This window comes from Corynebacterium sp. ACRPJ (assembly GCF_022347345.1).
GTDB classification, from domain to species: domain Bacteria; phylum Actinomycetota; class Actinomycetes; order Mycobacteriales; family Mycobacteriaceae; genus Corynebacterium; species Corynebacterium tuberculostearicum_D.
Genome location: NZ_JAKRNC010000001.1, coordinates 169,465 through 187,760, shown reverse-complemented (window position 1 = coordinate 187,760; position 18,296 = coordinate 169,465). Strand labels below are relative to the sequence as shown.

Annotated in this window: 16 protein-coding genes and 1 pseudogene; 8 read left to right on the top strand and 9 right to left on the bottom strand. The window is 62.9% G+C overall.

Annotated features, from left to right (window positions below; genetic code table 11):
- Window positions 1-19: 19 nt before the first annotated feature.
- The 6 genes from MHY08_RS00895 to MHY08_RS00870 form a co-directional block, all read right to left on the bottom strand.
- Window positions 20-1,252, bottom strand: a complete 1,233-nt coding sequence (locus MHY08_RS00895) for an MFS transporter (protein WP_239193225.1) — start codon at window positions 1,250-1,252, stop codon at window positions 20-22.
- Window positions 1,249-1,893 (bottom strand): GntR family transcriptional regulator, encoded by a 645-nt coding sequence (locus MHY08_RS00890; RefSeq protein ID WP_204608377.1) that lies wholly within the window; start codon window positions 1,891-1,893, stop codon window positions 1,249-1,251. The genes MHY08_RS00895 and MHY08_RS00890 overlap by 4 nt, the downstream gene beginning before the upstream one ends.
- Before the next feature lie 65 nt (window positions 1,894-1,958).
- Window positions 1,959-2,582, bottom strand: coding sequence for a metallophosphoesterase (locus tag MHY08_RS00885; RefSeq protein ID WP_239234779.1), 624 nt, complete (start codon window positions 2,580-2,582; stop codon window positions 1,959-1,961).
- Entirely contained in the window at window positions 2,572-4,236 is a 1,665-nt protein-coding gene (locus MHY08_RS00880; RefSeq protein ID WP_239234777.1) for an iron ABC transporter permease, read from the bottom strand. The genes MHY08_RS00885 and MHY08_RS00880 overlap by 11 nt, the downstream gene beginning before the upstream one ends.
- Before the next feature lie 3 nt (window positions 4,237-4,239).
- Window positions 4,240-5,301 carry an ABC transporter substrate-binding protein gene (locus MHY08_RS00875; protein ID WP_150851776.1) on the bottom strand — a complete coding sequence of 354 codons (1,062 nt, stop codon included), beginning with the start codon at window positions 5,299-5,301 and terminating at the stop codon, window positions 4,240-4,242.
- A 9-nt stretch (window positions 5,302-5,310) separates the two neighbouring features.
- On the bottom strand, window positions 5,311-6,291 hold the full coding sequence (locus tag MHY08_RS00870; RefSeq protein WP_239234775.1) for an ABC transporter ATP-binding protein: 981 nt from the start codon (window positions 6,289-6,291) through the stop codon (window positions 5,311-5,313).
- Window positions 6,292-6,449: 158 nt separating this feature from the next.
- On the opposite strand from MHY08_RS00870, the gene MHY08_RS00865 reads away from it, so the two are divergent.
- A complete protein-coding gene (locus MHY08_RS00865) occupies window positions 6,450-7,838 on the top strand; it encodes a DNA polymerase IV (protein ID WP_239234773.1) in 1,389 nt (462 codons plus the stop codon).
- Here the strand turns inward: MHY08_RS00865 and MHY08_RS00860 are convergent.
- Window positions 7,835-8,728 (bottom strand): asparaginase, encoded by an 894-nt coding sequence (locus MHY08_RS00860; protein ID WP_239234771.1) that lies wholly within the window; start codon window positions 8,726-8,728, stop codon window positions 7,835-7,837. The genes MHY08_RS00865 and MHY08_RS00860 overlap by 4 nt on opposite strands.
- A gap of 108 nt (window positions 8,729-8,836) precedes the next feature.
- On the opposite strand from MHY08_RS00860, the gene MHY08_RS00855 reads away from it, so the two are divergent.
- Window positions 8,837-9,487, top strand: a complete 651-nt coding sequence (locus MHY08_RS00855; RefSeq protein WP_049377625.1) for a hypothetical protein — start codon at window positions 8,837-8,839, stop codon at window positions 9,485-9,487.
- On the opposite strand, the gene MHY08_RS00850 is transcribed toward MHY08_RS00855, so the two are convergent.
- Complete coding sequence (locus tag MHY08_RS00850) at window positions 9,488-10,429, bottom strand: hypothetical protein (protein ID WP_005324555.1); 942 nt, start codon at window positions 10,427-10,429, stop codon at window positions 9,488-9,490.
- A 41-nt stretch (window positions 10,430-10,470) separates the two neighbouring features.
- On the opposite strand from MHY08_RS00850, the gene lspA reads away from it, so the two are divergent.
- Genes lspA through MHY08_RS00825 form a run of 5 tightly spaced genes read left to right on the top strand, consistent with a single transcriptional unit; the run spans window position 10,471 to window position 13,791 of the window.
- On the top strand, window positions 10,471-10,962 hold the full coding sequence (lspA, locus tag MHY08_RS00845) for a signal peptidase II (protein WP_370658403.1): 492 nt from the start codon (window positions 10,471-10,473) through the stop codon (window positions 10,960-10,962).
- The gene (locus tag MHY08_RS00840) at window positions 10,955-11,881 is read left to right on the top strand and encodes an RluA family pseudouridine synthase (protein WP_239234769.1); all 927 of its coding nucleotides are present in this window, start codon (window positions 10,955-10,957) and stop codon (window positions 11,879-11,881) included. The genes lspA and MHY08_RS00840 overlap by 8 nt, the downstream gene beginning before the upstream one ends.
- Window positions 11,878-12,414 (top strand): hypothetical protein, encoded by a 537-nt coding sequence (locus MHY08_RS00835; protein ID WP_239234767.1) that lies wholly within the window; start codon window positions 11,878-11,880, stop codon window positions 12,412-12,414. The genes MHY08_RS00840 and MHY08_RS00835 overlap by 4 nt, the downstream gene beginning before the upstream one ends.
- A gap of 60 nt (window positions 12,415-12,474) precedes the next feature.
- Entirely contained in the window at window positions 12,475-13,512 is a 1,038-nt protein-coding gene (locus tag MHY08_RS00830) for an HNH endonuclease signature motif containing protein (protein WP_239234765.1), read from the top strand.
- A 9-nt stretch (window positions 13,513-13,521) separates the two neighbouring features.
- Window positions 13,522-13,791, top strand: a complete 270-nt coding sequence (locus tag MHY08_RS00825; RefSeq protein WP_204608396.1) for a permease — start codon at window positions 13,522-13,524, stop codon at window positions 13,789-13,791.
- On the opposite strand, the pseudogene rarD reads toward MHY08_RS00825, so the two are convergent.
- A pseudogene (rarD, locus tag MHY08_RS00820) lies at window positions 13,778-14,627 on the bottom strand (EamA family transporter RarD). The gene MHY08_RS00825 and the pseudogene rarD sit on opposite strands and share 14 nt — an antisense overlap.
- Before the next feature lie 45 nt (window positions 14,628-14,672).
- Here rarD and dnaE point away from each other — a divergent pair.
- On the top strand, window positions 14,673-18,245 hold the full coding sequence (gene dnaE / locus MHY08_RS00815; RefSeq protein WP_239193211.1) for a DNA polymerase III subunit alpha: 3,573 nt from the start codon (window positions 14,673-14,675) through the stop codon (window positions 18,243-18,245).
- Window positions 18,246-18,296: the final 51 nt, after the last annotated feature.

The following is an 18,296-nucleotide window of genomic DNA, read 5'->3' as shown; positions in this document are numbered from 1 at the left end:
TTTTTATGAGTGATAGGACTTAACGGACCGGGCCGGGCAGGTGAGCACGCCAGCCGAGGACGACGTTAACGAGGCAGCACAGTGCGAGCACGGCGCCAACGAGGAATAGGGTAGTAAAGCCGAGCAGCGGCGCGAGTGCGCTGAAGGCCATGGGGATGAAGAAGCCGGTATAGGACACCGAGTAGTACACGGCGGTGAGGCCGGCGAGTTCTTCGGCACGGGCGATGCGCTGGACCTCAGAGAGACCGGCTACAAGGGCGAGGCCGTAGCCTGCACCCATGACAGCGGCACCGGCGATGCCGAGCGGCAGGGAGCGAGTATGGGAGGCAACCGCGCCGAGGATGGTGCCCACAGTGATAACGCCCATGGCAACTGCGGAAGCGCGGGCGGAGCGGCTGGTATCGATAACCTTGCCGAGCATCTGGATGCCAACGCCGCAGCCCAAGGTGATAACGGTCATCAGGCCCGAGAAAGCGATGGGGGCATCGCCGGCAGACTTGGACAAAAGCTGGGGCAGGAGGGCATAGGCGGCGCCAGCGCAGCCGAAGACCCACGGTGCGACCGGCAGGACAATGCGCACGAAGCGGCGGTGTGCTGCGGAGGGAATGTGCAGCATGCGCAGCATGTCGCGGATGCTCAGGTCAAGGAAGGAGTCTTTTACCGTAGCGCCCCGCGGCGGGCGGGTTTCCGGGGTCTTCATCAGCCAGATAGCGGTGGCGACGGTGAGGAGGATGTGCAGGATATACGCCAAGTGGGTCGGCCACGGGCCCCACTGGGCCAGCACCGATGCGAGGCCGGCGCCGATGAGGAAGCCTAATGTCAGGCACATGGAGGCGTGGCGCGGGCCGGCAGCGGGATCGCCGCCTGCGCGGGTGATGAGCTCTGCCACCCACGTGGAGCCGACGGCCATGACGATGCCCAAAGCCAAGCCGCACATGATGCGGCCCACGGCAATGACGAGTGGCTCGTTCGGTGCGATGGACAGAAGGAAGGAACCGAGTAGCGATAGTGGCGCGGCAGGCAGCATCGTGGGGCGGCGGCCAATGTAGTCCGAAAGCGGGCCAGAAATCAGCAGCGCAGGCACGATGCCGAGCACATAGGCGGCCAAGAGGCCATTGACGGTGACCTGCGAGAAGTGTGACTCCTCGCGGTACATGACTAGGAGAGGGGTGAACTCATTGCCGCCCCACGCGACAGCGACCATGCTGCCAGCGACGGGAAACCATGAGTGTTTGGCAAACTTTTCGGTCATAGTTGATTCCTCGAGTTGGTTAGGTGGGTGTCCAATGCGGAAAGGTAGGCGTCGAGGTCGCCGGTGCGGAGGGCATCGGCAAGCGCGCGGTGCTGATCCACGAAGGTGCGGGCGCGGGCTACGTTGCGGCCAATGGCCGTGGCGGTAAAACGCTGCTGGCGTTCGCGCAGCTGGTGTCCCAGCCCGGCCAGCAGGGTATTGGCCCCGCCATCCATGATGATCTGGTGGAAACGCGCATCTAGGTGCGTATAGGCATGCAGGTCTGCGCCATTCAACGCAGTGTCCTGCTCCGCGATGGTCGCGTCCAGCTGATCAGCGATGTCCGCGCGCTCGGCATCAGACATTGCGCAGATCTTTTCAGCACAGTGCCTATCCACGAGCAAGCGTGCCTCATAAACCTCGCGGATTTCCTGCGGGCTGATCGGCACGATGAGCGCACCCCGCCTGGGGTAGAGCTGTAGAAAGCCTTCGACCTCTAGGCGCAGGAAAGCCTCGTGCATCGGGGTGCGGCTAATTCCCATTTCGGTAGCCAGGGAGGCCTCGGAAAGCATCTGCGAGGGCTCGAAGGAGCCGTCAATGATCTTCTCTTTGACGAAGTCATAGGCGCGCTCCGCGGCGGGCTGCATTCGTTCATTGGACATGCATCCATCTTGCATGCAAGCTTGCATGCAAGCAAGCGTGCGGTGGCACTTTGTGGGGAACGGATCTAGCTAGGCAAACGTGTGACTTGGCACGTATCGGGGTCGAAGAGTAAGCCGTAGCCCATGCCGACCCAGCCGATGAAGGGGGCGTCGGCAAGCGTGTGCGGGGAGTGGACGTGCCCGAGGATCCAGGCATCGGCCTCGCAGGCCTGTAGCTCAGCCACGGAAAGCGGCAGGCAGGTGCCTTTAGAAAACTCACCGGTGACGGAAGAATGTAGGAGGCCGAGGAGGGGCCCGTCGCAGCGGCGGGGAGGAAGCTGGAGGTGGCGCGGGTCCGGATCGGTGGCCACCGCTGCGGTTAGAACCGTGGTGTTTCCTATGCGAAAGGTATGCACCTGCGTGCCGTGGACTGTGACCTCGGGCGGGAAGTCCAGGTTGTGGTGGGTATCGTGGTTGCCAGAAATGAAGTGGACCTCGCCGAACAGTGCGGCAGCGTGGGCCATTACGGCGCGGGCCTGGGGCACGAATTCGGACGCCTCAGCGTTGCGGTCGATGATATCGCCCAAGCACACGCACGCCGTGGCTCCACTATTGGCGGCAACTTCGAGTTCTTGCAGGGCCCAGTCCAGCCCAGGGGCGCCCGGGCGGCCTAGGTGCAGATCGGCAAAGACAAAAAGGCTAGCGGGCATGTGCGGCCTTCCGGTTTTGCCACCAGGTGATAGCTACCAAGACAACGGTGGAGGTTCCGACGCCGATGAGCGTCATAGCCATGGCCTCGGCACGGTGGCCTTGATCGAATTGGTTCATAATCCACGGAGCCAAGAGGTTGACTTGGCTCGGGCGAATGAGTGAGGACATGACCAGCTCGCGGATGCCTACGAAGAAGGCGAGGAGCCAGCCAGCGAAGATGCCAGGGGCAAGCAGGGGCAGGGTGATGCGCCCAAAGGTATGCAGAGTGGAGGAGCCGGAAATTGCAGCGGCCTCGTAGACGGTAGGGGAGACGGACTCTGCTGAAGCCTTGATGTTTTGGATGGCCATGGGCAAAAAGAGCACGGTGAAGGCCATAACTAGCATGCCCATAGTGCCGTAGGGCGACCATGGCAGCCAGGGAGAGTTCCACAGCAAAATAAATCCAATGGCCAGGACAATGCCGGGTACGGTGTCGGGGGCGATGGCCAAGAAATCGCTGAATTTTGCGGTAATGGTGCTTTGGCGGCGGGTGAGCACCGTGACGAGGACGCCGAGAGCAACGGCGGTGGTCGCGCCAAGGGCGCCTAGTCCGATGGAGCGAACAAGTGCCTCTTGAGCGGTGGGCATCTGCACAACGATGGAAAAGTAATCGAAGGTCAGGTTATTAGGCGTAGGCGGGGCCGAGCGCAGAATGGTCATCGCGGCCAAGGTGATGGAAAGGTAGGGGATGACCACCGCGGCCATGAAGATTGTTGCGGTCACCACAGCGCCGAAGACGGTGCCGACCGAGCCGAGGCGGATACGTACGGGGCGGCTTACTCGGCCACCGCCGGAGAGGTCGCGGCGTGAAATCCATTGTTGGAAAGCCCAGGCGGCCACGCCGATAGCAAAGAGCACCGACGAGGAGGCAGCGGCGCTGGAAAAATCGAGGGGGTCGATGGTGACGTCTTCATAGATGGAGGAGACGAGCACCTTGTAGCCAATGGCGTTGCCAAGCGTGACTGGGGTGCCAAACTCGCCGGCGGCCTTAATGAAGATAATCAGCGCGCCGAGGGAAAAGGGGCCGATTATGTTCGGAGCGATGATGCGCACGGCTTGTTGCCAGCGGCTCGCGCCGGCTATCTGTGCCATCTCCAGCGTGGACGCCGGAATGGAATTCAGGCAGGTGCGCAGGATGAGATATAAGAAAGGGAAAAGCTCCGCGGCCATGATGAAGGCCATACCCCACACCGAGTAGATGGCATCGTGGGCGAGCTTGCCGGCGCCGTGGCCGAGTAGCATCTCGGCCACACCACCGCGGCGGGTGAAATCCATCCACGCCATCGCCGCCGCAAAGGGCGGGGTCATAAACGGGATCATGATGACGATCTCGATCCAATTGGCCCTGCTAAACCGCGTCCACGAACGGAGGAAGGCGAGCGGCGCGGCCATGAGCGTGGCAAATGCCACGACCAGCACGGACAGCAAGATGGTATTGCCAAGGATGTGCAGCATGCCCGGTTGGATAATGCTGCCTAGGGCTGAGGGCTCATCGTGGTAGCCCACGGCCGCGTTGACCAGCACGGAGGCTAGCGGCGCGGCGACGAGGACAAGCAAGATGAGAAGGACCCCGTAGATCCCAAGGCGACGTTGGGGAGTGGTGGTGGAGCTCATCGGTTACTTCAGGTAGCGCTTGGCAAAGGTTTCCTTGATGTCCTTGGACTGAGAAACCAGGCCATCGAGGTCATCGTTGAGGGTCTTAATCTCATCCAGCTTCGGGCCATTCTTTGGAGCGATGTCCTTATTGGCCGGGATCATGTTCTTGGAGGCCGAGATCTCCTGTGCCTCATCGGAGAACATGAAGTCCACGAATGCCTCTGCGGCTTCCTTGTTATCGGAGGACTTGAGGATCATGACTGGGCGCGGGGTAACCGTGGTGCCGGAGGTAGGGATAGCAACCTCGAGCGGCTCGCCCTTCTTCTGCGCGGAGTATGCGGAGTAGTCAACGCCGCCGAGGACAATGCCGCGCGAGCCGGAGGTGACCTGGTCCAGCGCTGGGCCATTGGCGCCTTGGACGATCATGCCGTTGTCAAAGAGCTTGTCAAAGAGATCCCAGGTCTTCTCCTCGCCCCACTGGTCTACCATGGCCGCGATGAGGTCGGCTGCGGTACCGGATTCGCGCGGGTCCGGCATGATGATTTGGTCCTTGTACTTTTCATCGGTGAGATCTTCCCAGTCCTTCGGGGCCTCGTCCACGACGTTGGTGTTGGTTACCAGCGCTAGGGCCGAACCATCGCGGCCGGTAAACGCCCCGCTTTCCGACGCCCACTTGGACTCAATCTTGTCCGCTCCCTCCGGCGTGTACTTTTCAAGGGCGCCGGACTTTTCCTGCTTGCTAGCTGCCGCCCAGGAGGCGAGGTAGACCACGTCAGCCTGCGGGTTGGCTTCCTCGGCCTTGAGCTTGGCGGTGATCTTGCCGGTGGTATCGGCAAAAACATTGACGTGGACGTCGGTCTTTTCTTCGAAGGCCTCCACGAGGGCGTCGGTAAGCCCCTGCGGGTTAGCCGAGTAGTAATCCACCTCGCCGGACAGGCCTTCAGGTGCCTGCCACTTTTCGGCAGAAGAGGTGGACTGGTCGGTGGCGGTATCGGCGCTGTCCTCGACGGATCCGCAACCGGTCAAGGCGAGCGCACCAGCAGCGGTGGTGGCGATGGTGGCGGTGAACTTCTTGGTAAACATGTGTGGCTCCTATGCAGAAAGAGAAGATGGATAGTTGAGGTAGACGGTCTCGCCGCGAGTGAAGCGATGCGGTGAATACGTCACCCAGGGTTCCTCCGCCCCGGGGACGTCGCAGCGCAACTCGTAGCGCCCACCGATGTAGTGAGCGCCAAGAACCTGCGCCTCGACCCGGCGCGGGGAGGCGCCGGTGTCCTCCTCCGCAGTGGTGACGGTGAGACTTTCTGGACGTACGCTGGGCAGCCGTGGGTGGCGGTTCATGGTGCCTACAAAGCCAGCGATGAAATCGGTGGCCGGCTGTTCATAAAGGGTGACCGGATCCGCGAATTGTTCGATGTGGCCTTGATTCATAACCACGACGCGATCCGACATGGCAAGTGCCTCGGCTTGGTCGTGCGTGACGTAGATGACCGTCAGCCCCAGCTCCTGTGCCAGCTGGGTGAGCTCGGCGCGGATTTGCACGCGCAGCGCGGCGTCAAGGGCGGACAGTGGCTCATCCATGAGCAGGAGGTCCGGATTCGAAACCAACGCACGGGCGATGGCGACGCGTTGCTGTTGGCCGCCGGAGAGCTGGTTTGGCCGCGCCTTAGCTTTGCTGGTGATGCCCACCATGTCCATGCAGGCGCGCACCTTCTCGGACCGCTGGCCTGCCGCCACCTTATTGCCTGGGGTTGTCAGCGGAAACTCGATGTTCTTTTCCACCGTCATGTGCGGCCACAGTGCGAGGTCCTGGAAGACCATCGACAGCCGGCGCTTGTTGACGGCCACATTGGTCCGCGGACCATAAACCTCTCTCTCACCAATGGCAATGGTGCCCGCATCAGGAGTTTCCAACCCGGCGATGCAGCGCAACAGGGTGGACTTACCGCAGCCGGAGGGACCCAGAATAGAGATGAATTCACTGCGGTTGATGCTTAGATCGGTCTCGTGGAGGCCCGTATTATCGGCGAATTCGCGCTTAACGCCGCGCAAGATGACGTGGGGTGAGTTCATAATCAGCGAAATACTTTCTTCAAGAAATAACCTCGTAAAAGATAAGGTCGTAATATTGCATGTGGGTGACGTGAAGATGGAAAGAAATAAAAGCTTTAATTAACGTCACGCAAACACCCAGGAGTGCATGAAAGGGTGCGCCTATTAGACTGGGCCGCATGCAACGCTGGGTTCTACACATCGACATGGACGCGTTTTTCGCCTCTGTCGAGCAGCTAACCCGGCCTACCCTGCAGGGGCGTCCCGTCCTGGTGGGAGGTACCAGCGGGCGCGGCGTGGTGGCTGGCGCCTCCTATGAGGCGCGCGTGTACGGTGCGCATTCGGCTATGCCGATGTACCGCGCGCAGCAGCTTGTTGGACTTCGCGCGGTGGTGGTGCAGCCGCGCCGGGCGGTGTATGCGGCGGCCTCGCGGCGCGTTTTTAACATCATCGCGCAACACGTGGAGGTCATCGAGCAGCTTTCTATCGATGAGGCCTTTATGGAACCCGCCGTCCTAGAAGGGGCGAGCGCGGAGGAGGTCAAGCGCTGGGCGGATGAGCTGCGCGCGCTCATTCGGGAGGAGACGGGCCTGCCGTGCTCCATTGGGGCGGGATCGGGCAAGCAATTTGCCAAGATTGGATCGGGTGAAGCGAAGCCTGATGGCACCTTTGTTATCCCAGCGGAGCGCCAGCTAGAAATGCTGCACCCCCTTGCGGTGAACAAGCTGTGGGGAGTCGGCCCGGTGACCGGCGCGAAGCTGAAGTCCATTGGGGTGGAGACAATTGGGCAGCTAGCGGCGATGACGCACAAGGAAGTAGAGATTTCCATCGGCAGTGTGGTGGGGCTGCAGCTGTGGCAGCTGGCCCGCGGTATCGATGACCGCGAGGTAGCGCCGCGGGCTATTTCAAAACAGATCTCGACCGAGCACACCTACCCGAAGGATCTGCAGACCGTCCCGGAGGTCGATGCAGCTATAGCCCGCGCAGCGGAAGGCGCGCATCGTCGCCTGCTCAAGGACGGGCGCGGCGCGCGCACCGTAACGGTAAAGCTGCGCATGGCGGATTTTCATATCGAATCGCGCTCGACCACCTTGCCCTACGCGACTGACGACGCCGCCGTGCTCACCGCCGCCGCCTTCAAGCTTGCTCGCTACCCCGATGAGCTGGGGCCCATCCGCCTGGTAGGGGTGAGCTATTCCGGCCTAGAGACCGCTCGCCAAGACGTGCTTTTTCCGGAGCTAGACCGCGAAATAGTGCGCCCTGCACCGGCAGACACGGACTATGAGACGGGGGTGAGCGACGACGCAGCACCGGCCGTTCCAGCGCCTACGGTGACGGTGGAGGAAGAAACCGATAACCAGTGGCACGCCACGCAGGACGTCTTCCATCCCGACTACGGCCACGGTTGGATTCAAGGCGCCGGCCACGGGGTGGTCAGCGTGCGCTTTGAAACCCGCGCCACGGGTCCCGGCCGCACCAAATCCTTCGCGGCCGACGATCCCGCGCTCGTGCCAGCAGACCCGCTCGACTCACTGGATTGGCAAGACTGGCTGACCAGCGAGGACTAGCCCTCCTGAGCAAAAAGCTCTGCCGGATCGGTACCGGTGGCCAGCGCCGCCGCGAGCAGGATTCGCGCTTGGCTCGGGCGGAACCATCCGGCGTTGATGGCGCCACGTTTGCCCAGGCTCGCGCCACCGCCGTCGCCACCGTAAGCCAGCGCCGTCGGGCCATAGGGGGTGCGGGTAGAAATGATGACGGGGAGGCCGGTGTGGAGGGCGTCGGCAAGCGCGCGGCCCATGTCCTCGCCCATGTTTCCCGAGCCCATGGCCTCCACAATGAGACCGGAGGCGGGGGAGTTTACGACGGCGTCGACCAGCAGGCGCCCCGCTCCCGGATAGGCGGGGATGATCTCGATACGCTGCGACGCCAGCGGGGCAGGATGCAAACGCGGGGTGGTGCCAGGAACGGGCAGGGACTCAAACCCGCGCAGGTCACTGGTGTGTCGCTTGCGCGCACCGCGCGCCGGGATGGTCTCACCGCCAAAGCAGAGGAAAACCCCAGGGTGCCCGCTGGCCGCTAGCTCGCGGGCAGCCCGCAGATTGGTGGGGCCGTCGGCCGCGGGGTGATCGTAGGCGCGCTGCGCGCCCGTAAGCACGATGGGTTTTGCCCCTGCGCAGAAAATCTCCAACGCCAACGCGGTTTCCTCCATGGAGTCGGTGCCATGGGTGATGATCACGCCACCGATGTCCTCGCGCGCGGTGTGCTCATTGACCACCGCAATGAGCTCATCGAGGTCCGCCAAAGTAATAGAGGACGAGTCGAGCTGGCGAAACTCCACTACCTCGGCGTCGATTTCAGCGGCAAGGTCCGCGCCGGAGATTGTGGGAACCAGGGAACCATCGGCCACGGTGGTGCACGCGATCGTGCCGCCGGTGGCGATCAAAGCAAGTCGGGTCATGCACTCAAGGTTAAAGAAATCTCCGCCCACGCGGCGGGCGCAGCCCGGAAAAGGCTGGTGCAGCTGTAAACTGATGGGAGTTTAGAACCCAGACGTGAGGAGTTAGAAGTGAAATTCCGCAAGTTTAGCGCCGCGTGCCTCGCACTGACCGCGGCCACCGCCCTGGCCGCCTGCTCTTCCGACGACGAGCAGGACGATACCGCCGCCACCAACACCGAGGCGCAGGAATCCGCCTCTTCCGACGGCGATTCCGCCGCCCCAGCGCTGCCGTCCCCGGCGGACCTCAACGCCATCTTGGCCAAGGCCACCGATCCGAACGCCTCTGAGCAGGAAAAGACCGCCACCGTGCAGGGCGGCGAGACCGCACCGGAAATCTTTGACACCATGGCACAGTCCAAGCAGGAATCCGGCGCCGAGTTCGAGGTCGTCGATCCCGTACTTCCGGGCTATGACCCGCAGTCCGTGCTGACCACCGTGAACTTCACTACCGCTGACGGCCAGCAGCAGACCGCTGACCAGGTGGAGTTCGTGTACGAAGATGGCACCTGGAAGCTCTCCAAGGCGTGGGCTTGCACCCTCATCCAAAACACCGTGCCGCCGGAGCAGGTTCCGGAGATGTGCGCGGATACCGGCGCCGGTGCCTCTGCACCCGCCCCGGCACCGGCCGAGGGCGACGCTGCCCCGGCTGAAGGCGACGCCCCGGCTGCCGGCGCCGAGCAAGCCCCAGCTGAGGCCCCCGTAGAAGCCCCGGCCGAGTAATTAGGAAAAGTTCAGCTCCGTCAGGCTCGACTGCACCACGCGCAGCTCCGAGCCGGCGGCGCCATAAATGACCTTCGTGTCGAAAGATACGTCACCGCCCACGGGCAACGGCTTGCTCAGGTCCACCGTGATGTTGCCCTTGGACTGGGTGCTGGAGTCCACAACCTTGAGCTCCTTGTCCTCCAACTCCGTGCCCTGGGCCTGGCCCTCAAAGGACAGCGCGCCTAGCGACGGCCGCTGTTCTACCTCTACGTTGAGCTTGACCTGGTCGCCCTCGATGGAAGCGACCGTATAGCGCGTGGTCTGCAGCAGGGTGGACTCGCCGGTAACGCGCGAATCCACCGTCCAGCTCGCTCCCTTGCCTACCTCCTCGGTGGGGAAAACCACGGGCAGGGCCGTCAGCTTCATAATTGCCTGTTCCACGGAGCCACGGGCTTCATCCGTGGCCTCCTGGGGTGCGGCAAGGCGCAAGGAATTCATCTGGCCGGTATTTTGGCCGCGCCAGCCAAATTGAAATCCCTCGGCCGAGGAGACGTCGGTGTCGCCAGAAGTTTCCGGCGCACCGGCCGTGACAAAGGCATTGCGGGTGGCCGGCAGCTGGTCTTCGACGTCCTCGCTAGCCTTATCTACCTTGGCCGATAGCGGCAGGGTAGTGGTGGTGGATTCGACGTCGGAAGCCTGAAACTTCTCGGCCGCTGACTTTTTGAGCAGGTCCTGCGAAAAACCCTCGGTAACGCGGTAGTTCACGTCCTGCGTGGAGTCGATATCGCGGTATTCCAGGAGCTTTTTCTCCCCAGTGCCGGGATTGTCCACGGTTACGCGTGGGGCGTCGATAGTCAGGCCCACGGGCTGTTCTACCGCGGGTCCCGGCTTTTCATAGGAACACGCCGTAAGCGCTACGGCGGCTGTGGTCAGGGCTGCAAAAACTTTGACTCGAAACACGCTTACCAAAATACCGGACGCTCCCGTTTAGAATAGAGCGGGTGAGTCAAAAACGAAGGAGCAAGACAGGACTTATCGCCGCGGTTGTCATCGCCGTGGCGCTGGTGGACCAAACCGTGAAACAAGTAATGCTCTCCATCCTTACGGAGGGCGAGCCCCTGCCGGTCATTGGGGACTGGTTCCGGTTTACCCTGCTTTTTAACCCTGGCGCCGCCTTTTCCATGGGCGGGGAGGGATCGACGTGGCTTTTTACCACCATCCAGCTGGTCTTTGTGCTCGGCGTGGCCATTGCCGCCCCGCGCATTACCCACTCCGGCCAGGCGGTGGGCCTAGCGCTCATTGCCGGTGGCGCGCTGGGTAACTTCGCCGACCGCATCTTCCGCGCCCCCGGCTTCTGGTTCGGGCACGTGGTGGACTATATTTCGGTCGGCTCTTTCGCCGTGTTCAATATTGCGGACGCGGCCATTACCTGCGGCGTGGTGCTGTTCATCATCGCCATGGTGCTGGAGGAAAGGAAGGCCGAGCATGAATAGGCAGATGCGCAGCTTCCCCATTCCTGAAGGCCTAGAAGGCATGCGTGCCGACGCCGCCCTGGCCAAGCTCCTTGGCCTGTCCCGCAGCGCCACCGCGCAGCTGTGCGCCGAAGGCAGCGTGACCATCGATTCCCAAGAGCTGGGCAAGTCCGAGCGGTTGACCTCCGGCAACGTGGTCTCCGTGCTTTTGCCGGAGCCAGAAAAGCCGTTGCTGCCGCGCGAAGAGCTGGTCGAGGGCATGGACGTGCTCTACAGCGATGCCGATATCATCTGCGTGCATAAGCCGGTGGGCGTGGCCGCACACCCCAGCGTGGGTTGGGACGGGCCGACGGTGATTGGTGGGCTGCGCGCGGTCGGTTATACCGTGGCTTCGTCCGGGCCGACCGAGCGCCAGGGTATCGTGCACCGCCTCGATGTGGGCACGTCTGGCGTGATGGTCGTGGCCTCTTCGGAGCGCGCCTATTCCGCGCTTAAGCATGCCTTTAAGTACCGCAGCGTAAAAAAGACCTACCACGCCGTGGTGCAGGGCCTGCCGGATCCCATCGAGGGCACCGTCGATGCGCCTATCGGCCGCCACCCCAAGTCGGGCTGGAAATTCGCCGTGCTTGACGACGGCAAAGCGGCCGTCACCCACTACAGCCTCATCGAGGCCTTCCGCGAGGCCAGCCTCATCGAGGTGCACCTGGAGACCGGTCGCACCCACCAGATCCGCGTGCACATGTCTGCTACCGGCCACCCGTGCGTGGGCGATCCGATGTACGGCTCGGATCCCAACCTGGCTAAGCGCCTTGGGCTCCAGCGCCAGTGGCTGCATGCGGTAAAGCTCGGCTTTACCCACCCCGGCACCGGCAAGTGGTTCGAGATTGAAGCGCCGTACCCGGCCGATCTCGAGCACGCTTTGGAGGTTCTGCGGGGATGAGGAAGGTCTACCGGCGGCGTCGGCTAGCGGCCCTGGCGGTGCTTGCGGTGCTTTTCTTGGCCGCGCTCGCCCTCTTCGGCGCCCTAGGGACCCAGGCCTCTTCGCAAGTACAAGGCGATCAGCTCGGCCCGGATGGCGAGACGCGCGCGGAGTATATTGCGCGCGTATCCGGAAGCGACATTCCGGACGCGCCTGCCTACGCCCTTGTCACCTTCGACGAGGATTTGCCACCCGTAGCCGCCGCGGCCGCCGTTGCCGCGGCCCCGCGCATGGATGCCATCCTTATCGGCTCCACCGCCCCTATCGCCGTCCCCGAACCCACCGCCGGCGAGGATCGCGCCGCCGTCATCCAGCGCGCCTTCGACCGCATCGATGCCTCCTATGGGCAGCGCCCCACCGCGGTGAGCGCCGCCGTGGTGTGGGGGTCGGGCGCCCAGCTTGCCGACGTCGCCTCCACCCCCTCCGTCGCCGCCGTCGAACCCGCGCCCGCGGACGCCGCCTGGGGCAGCTTCGCCATCCGCCCTCCCAGCTAATATCGCCCTCCTGGCCCCTGCGGCGCGCGGTGGCCGCCCAGCGCTTTTAGCATCTAGGGCATGGAACACATTCGGGCTTATATCGCGGCGCTCAACTCGGCGATGGATATCCTCGCCGAGGCCGCCGATGCCTCCGCCGCGGACCTTACCGCCGCTGGCATGCCCGATGCCACGGCTGACACTATTGCGCAGCTCGCGCAGGTCTACTTCGGGACCACCAGCTTTCGCCGCCGCCAACGCCGCGCGGTGGACGGGGCCCGCCGCAACCGGCATTCGCTGCCGACGCTGGAGGTCATCGAAAAGCATGCGCGGCGCGCGCCCACCCAAGCCCGCGCCTGGGCCCTGCGCGCCGAGCTCACCCATATCGCGTGCGATACGCGGGAGATGGAAAGGCGTGCCCGCAAGAAGCTGCGCGAGATGCGCGCGCCGCGCGAACCCAAGCCGGGGGTGCGGTTGCGCCGCCGCGCCGCCGGCAAACCCTGGACGCTGTCCATCACTGGGCCGTCCGCACTCATCGCCGAGTTGCACCAGCATGCCGGCTCGCTTGCCGACGTCGCCTCCTTCTTCCGCACCGGCGCCTCTACCTCTACCGTGCGCACTAACGTTGTGGTGCCACTGGATAAGTTGGTTGGCGTGGCCCATGGCAGTGACGATGTAGTGTTGACCATGACCAATGGCGCGCAGGTTACGGGTGCCGAATTGGCCCAGCGCGCGCTGGCCGAGGAGGGATTTGTCACCCTGCTCCACCCCGTAGAGGGCCCAGTGAACCTGTACCGCATGCGCCGTGGCGCCACCTGGAAGCAGTTCATGATGGCCGCGGCGGAAAATCCCACTTGCCCGGTCAAGGGATGTAATAAGCCTGCCGATGAGTGCCAGGTCCACCACATCTTCAGTTGGGCCGGCGGCGGGTGGACCAATGCGAAGAACCTCACCACCGCCTGCGCCTATCACAACGGCCGCAATGACGACCATCGCACCGGCCCGCCGCGCAATGGCCGCTTCGAGCGCACCGCCCGCGGCGTTCGCTGGGTTAACCCTTGGGATCCGCCCCCACCGGACCTCGTCGATACCGGGCCCACGAATACGACCACCGCGTAGACTAGACCTATGTCCTCACGCCAGCCCTTTTCGCAGTGGATGCCCAACTACAAATTTGGCTATATCGCCGCGTGGGTCGCGGTGGTGGTTTCCGGCATCGCGCTTTTAATCGGCCTTGTCACCGGCGGCACCCCGATGACGCTGGTGTTTTCCGGGATCGTATGTGCCTATGGCATCTTTCTCGTCGTGGTGATGCCGCGCTGGGCGCTGCGCGCAGAAGAAGAACAGGCGGCGCGTCGCCGCGCCCGCGCCGCCCGCGAGGAACTTAGGCGCTCCTAGCCATGCGCACTAAGTCGGCGACGTAGATAGCCACCGCCACGCCGATGATGCCGAAGCCGATCCAGCGGTGCGTCGAGAAGTGCTCGTGGGTGACAAAGAGCGCCCACAGCATCTGCATGATGGGGGTGAGGTATTGGAGCATGCCGATCGTCGATAAGCGCAGCGTCCGTGCGCCCTCCGCAAAGCAGAGAAGCGGCAGCGCGGTAATCAAGCCGGCGCTGACCAACAGCAGCGCGTGGCCGACGCCCTCGCTGGCGAAGGTGCCCTGGCCGCTTGTTTCTAGCCATAGGATGTAGCCCACCGCCAGCGGTGACATCACGAGCGCCTCCGCCGCGACCGAGACGGCCGAGGACACCCGGACCTGCTTTTTGAGCAGCCCATAAAAGCCGAAGCTGAAGGCTAACAACAGCGAAATGTACGGCGCTTGGCCGGTAAAGAACGTCAAGTACAGCACCGCGATGGCCGCAACGCCCACCGCTCCGGCCTGCCACGGGCGGAGCCGCTCTTTCAAAAACACCATGCCGAGGGCGACCGACACTAGGGGATTGATGAAATACCCCAGCGCCGCATCGGCCACGTGGTTGCTATTAATCGCCACCACGTAGGTGCCCCAATTGACCGTGATGAATACACCCGCGGCCGCAAGCCAACCCCAGGTGCGCTTGTCCATGCGCACCATTTCGCGCCACCGGCCGCTGAGGAACAAAAATCCCGTAACCAACACCGCGGTCCACAACACGCGATGCGCCAGGATCTCCAGCGGTGAAGCCGGCAGCAGGAGAGGGAAGAACGCGGGGAAATCCCCACATGATGTAGGCGGCGAGCGTGTAGAGCATCACAAAATAATAGCCCATTTTGACCGCCCCGCTATGATGAGCCGCATGGCCAAAAACTCCTCCTTCGTCCACCTGCACAACCACACCGAGTTTTCCATGCTGGACGGCATGGCCAAGGTCGATATGCTGGCAGACGAGGTGGTCCGCCAAGAAATGCCGGCCGTCGGCATGACCGACCACGGCAATATGTATGGCTCTGATGCCTTCTACCGCCGCATGACCGGCGCCGGCGTCAAGCCCATCATCGGCATCGAGGCGTATATGGCGCCCGAATCCCGCTTCAATAAAAAGCGCGTGCTGTGGGGCACGCCGGATCAAAAGCGCGACGACGTCTCCGCGTCCGGTGCCTACCTCCACCAAACGATGATCGCGGAGAATGCCACCGGCCTGCGCAACCTCTTTACCTTGTCTTCGCTGGCTTCCTACGAGGGCCAGTTGGGCAAGTGGCCGCGCATGGACGCCGAGCTCATCGCCGAGCATGCCGACGGCATCATCGCCACCACCGGTTGCCCCTCTGGCGACGTCCAGACCCGCCTGCGCCTCGGCCAGTTCAACGAGGCGCTGGAGGCTGCGGCCATGTGGCAGGACATCTACGGCAAGGACAACTTCTTTTTAGAGTTGATGGACCATGGGCTGGACATCGAAAAGCGCACGCGCGATGGCCTGCTAGAAATCGGCCGCAAGCTGGACTTGCCGCCGCTGGTGACCAATGACTGCCACTACGTGTTGGAGTCCCAGGCGCCGGCGCATGAGGCGATGCTGTGCGTGCAGACCGGCAAGACGTTCATGGACCCGGACCGCTTTAAGTTCGGCGGCACCGGCTACTACATTAAGTCGGCCGCGCAGATGCGCGAGACCTGGGACGATATGATTCCAGACGGCTGCGATAACACCCTGTGGATTGCCGAGCGCGTGCAGGACTACGGCGAGATCTGGGAAGAACACACCCACGATCGCATGCCTATTGCCGACGTCCCTGAGGGCCACACCCCAACCTCCTGGCTCACCCACGAGGTCATGGAGGGCCTGCAAAAGCGCTTCCCCGGCCAGGACGTTCCGGAAGAGTATATCGAGCGCGCCAAGTATGAGATCTCCGTTATTGAGATGAAGGGCTACCCGTCCTACTTCCTCATCGTGGCCGAGCTCATTAAGCACGCGCGCTCCGTGGGCATTCGTGTGGGGCCGGGCCGTGGCTCGGCGGCCGGTGCGCTGGTCGCCTACGCGCTGACCATTACTAATATCGATCCGCTGGAGCACGATCTCCTCTTCGAGCGATTCTTGAACCCTGAGCGCCCGTCCGCACCCGATATCGATATCGACTTCGACGACCGCCGTCGCGGCGAAATGATTACCTATGCGGCCGAGCGCTGGGGCGAGGACAAGGTGGCGCAGGTGATTACCTTCGGCACGGTGAAGACCAAACAGGCCATTAAGGACTCGGCCAAGGTGCACTTTGGCCAGCCTGGCTTCCAGATGGCCGACCGCATCAACGGCGCGCTGCCGCCGGCGATCATGGCCAAGGACATTCCGCTTAAGGGCATCACGGACCCGGACCACGAGCGCTACTCCGAGGCCGCAGAGGTCCGCCAGATGGTGGAATCCGACCCAGACGTGAAGAAGATTTATGACACGGCGCGGGGCTTGGAGGGCGTCGTCAGGCAGGCGGGCGTGCACGCCTGTGCGGTGATTATGGCTTCGGTCCGGCTCATGGACCACATTCCTATGTGGAAGCGCCCGGCCGACGGCGCTTATATCACCGGCTGGGATTACCCAGCCTGCGAGGCCATCGGCCTGCTGAAGATGGACTTTTTGGGCCTGCGCAACCTCACCGTTATCGGCGATGCGATCGAAAACATCAAGCGCAACCGCGGCGAAGAAATCCACTTGGAGCAGCTGCATGCCGACGACCCCAAGGTTTCCAAGGTCTATGACCTGCTCTCGCGCGGCGATACGCTGGGCGTCTTCCAGCTCGACTCCGGCGGCATGCAGGAGCTGCTTAAGCGCATGAAGCCGACCGGATTTAAGGATATTGTGGCCTCCCTTGCGCTCTACCGCCCAGGCCCGATGGGTGTGAACGCCCACTGGGACTACGCGGACCGCAAGAACGGCCGCAAGGAAATCACCCCAATTCACCCGGAGCTGGAAGAGCCGCTCAAGGAAATCCTGGATGAGACCTACGGCCTCATCGTCTACCAGGAGCAGATCATGCGTATCTCGCAGAAGGTCGCCAACTACACGGCCGGCGAGGCAGATGGCTTCCGTAAAGCAATGGGTAAGAAGAAGCCCGAAGTGCTGGCCCAGCAGTACGACAAGTTCTGGGGCGGCATGCAAGAAAACGGCTACTCCAAGTCCGCCATGGACGCGCTCTGGGGCACCATCGAGCCCTTCGCATCCTACGCGTTTAACAAGTCTCACGCCGCAGGCTACGGCCTGGTGTCCTTCTGGACGGCCTACCTCAAGGCCTACTACGCACCGGAGTACATGGCCGCGCTGTTGACCTCGGTGGGCGATAAAAAGGATAAGTCCGCCATCTACCTTTCGGACTGCCGCCACCTGGGCATCAAGGTGCTACCGCCGTCCGTCAACGAGTCCGAAGAGGACTTCCAGGCGGTAGGAGAGGATATCCGCTTCGGCATGGGCGCTATCCGCAATGTCGGCTCGGAAGTGGTGGAATCCATCATCAAATCTCGCCACGACAAGGGCGCGTTTACCTCGTTTAGTGATTACCTGGACAAGATCGATCTCGCCGCCTGCACTAAGCGTGTGACAGAAGCGCTGATTAAGGCCGGCGCCTTCGATGACTTGAACCACCCGCGCAAGGGCCTCATGCTCATCCACGAGGACGCGGTGGATGCGGTGCAAACCACCAAGAAGGCCGCGGATAAGGGCCAGTTCGATCTCTTCGCTGGAATCGGCGGGGGAGAAGACGACGCGGCCTCCAACGCCTTTGCCTTGGATATCCCAGAAGACAACTGGGATCGCAAACACGAACTTGCCCTCGAACGCGAAATGCTGGGCCTGTACGTTTCCGGCCACCCTCTCGATGGCTTCGAGGAGGCGCTGGCCGCGCAGACGGATACCCCGCTGACCAAGATCCTCAACGACGAGGTCCATAACGGCCAAGAGCTCATCATCGGCGGCATCATTTCGGGCGTGGATCGTCGCTTCTCTAAGCGCGATGGCTCGCCGTGGGCCATTGTCACGGTGGAGGACCACAACGGCGCGCAGGTGGAAATCCTGGTATTCAACAAGGTGTACTCGCTCGTCGCCCCGCAGATTGTGGAGGACAATATCATCCTCGCGCGCGTGAACGTGAAGGTTCGCGATGAGCGCCGCTCGCTATTCTGCTCCGATATCCGCGTGCCGGAGCTGGGCCCGGGCGGTGGCGCCGGCCTGCCGCTGCGCCTGACCATGCGCACGGATCAGTGCACCATGGAAAATATTGCCCGCCTCAAGCAGGTCCTGCTCAAAAACCAGGGCGAGTCGGATGTGTACCTCGAGCTTGTCGATGGCTCCGAGTCCACCACCATGATCCTCGGCGACCACCTGCGCGTGGAGCGATCCGGCAACCTCATGGGCGACCTCAAGGCCACCATGGGTGCGGGCATATTAGGCTGAATTTAAACTCGGCGGCGGCAGGCGCCCTCCACTAATCTAGACAGCACAGTC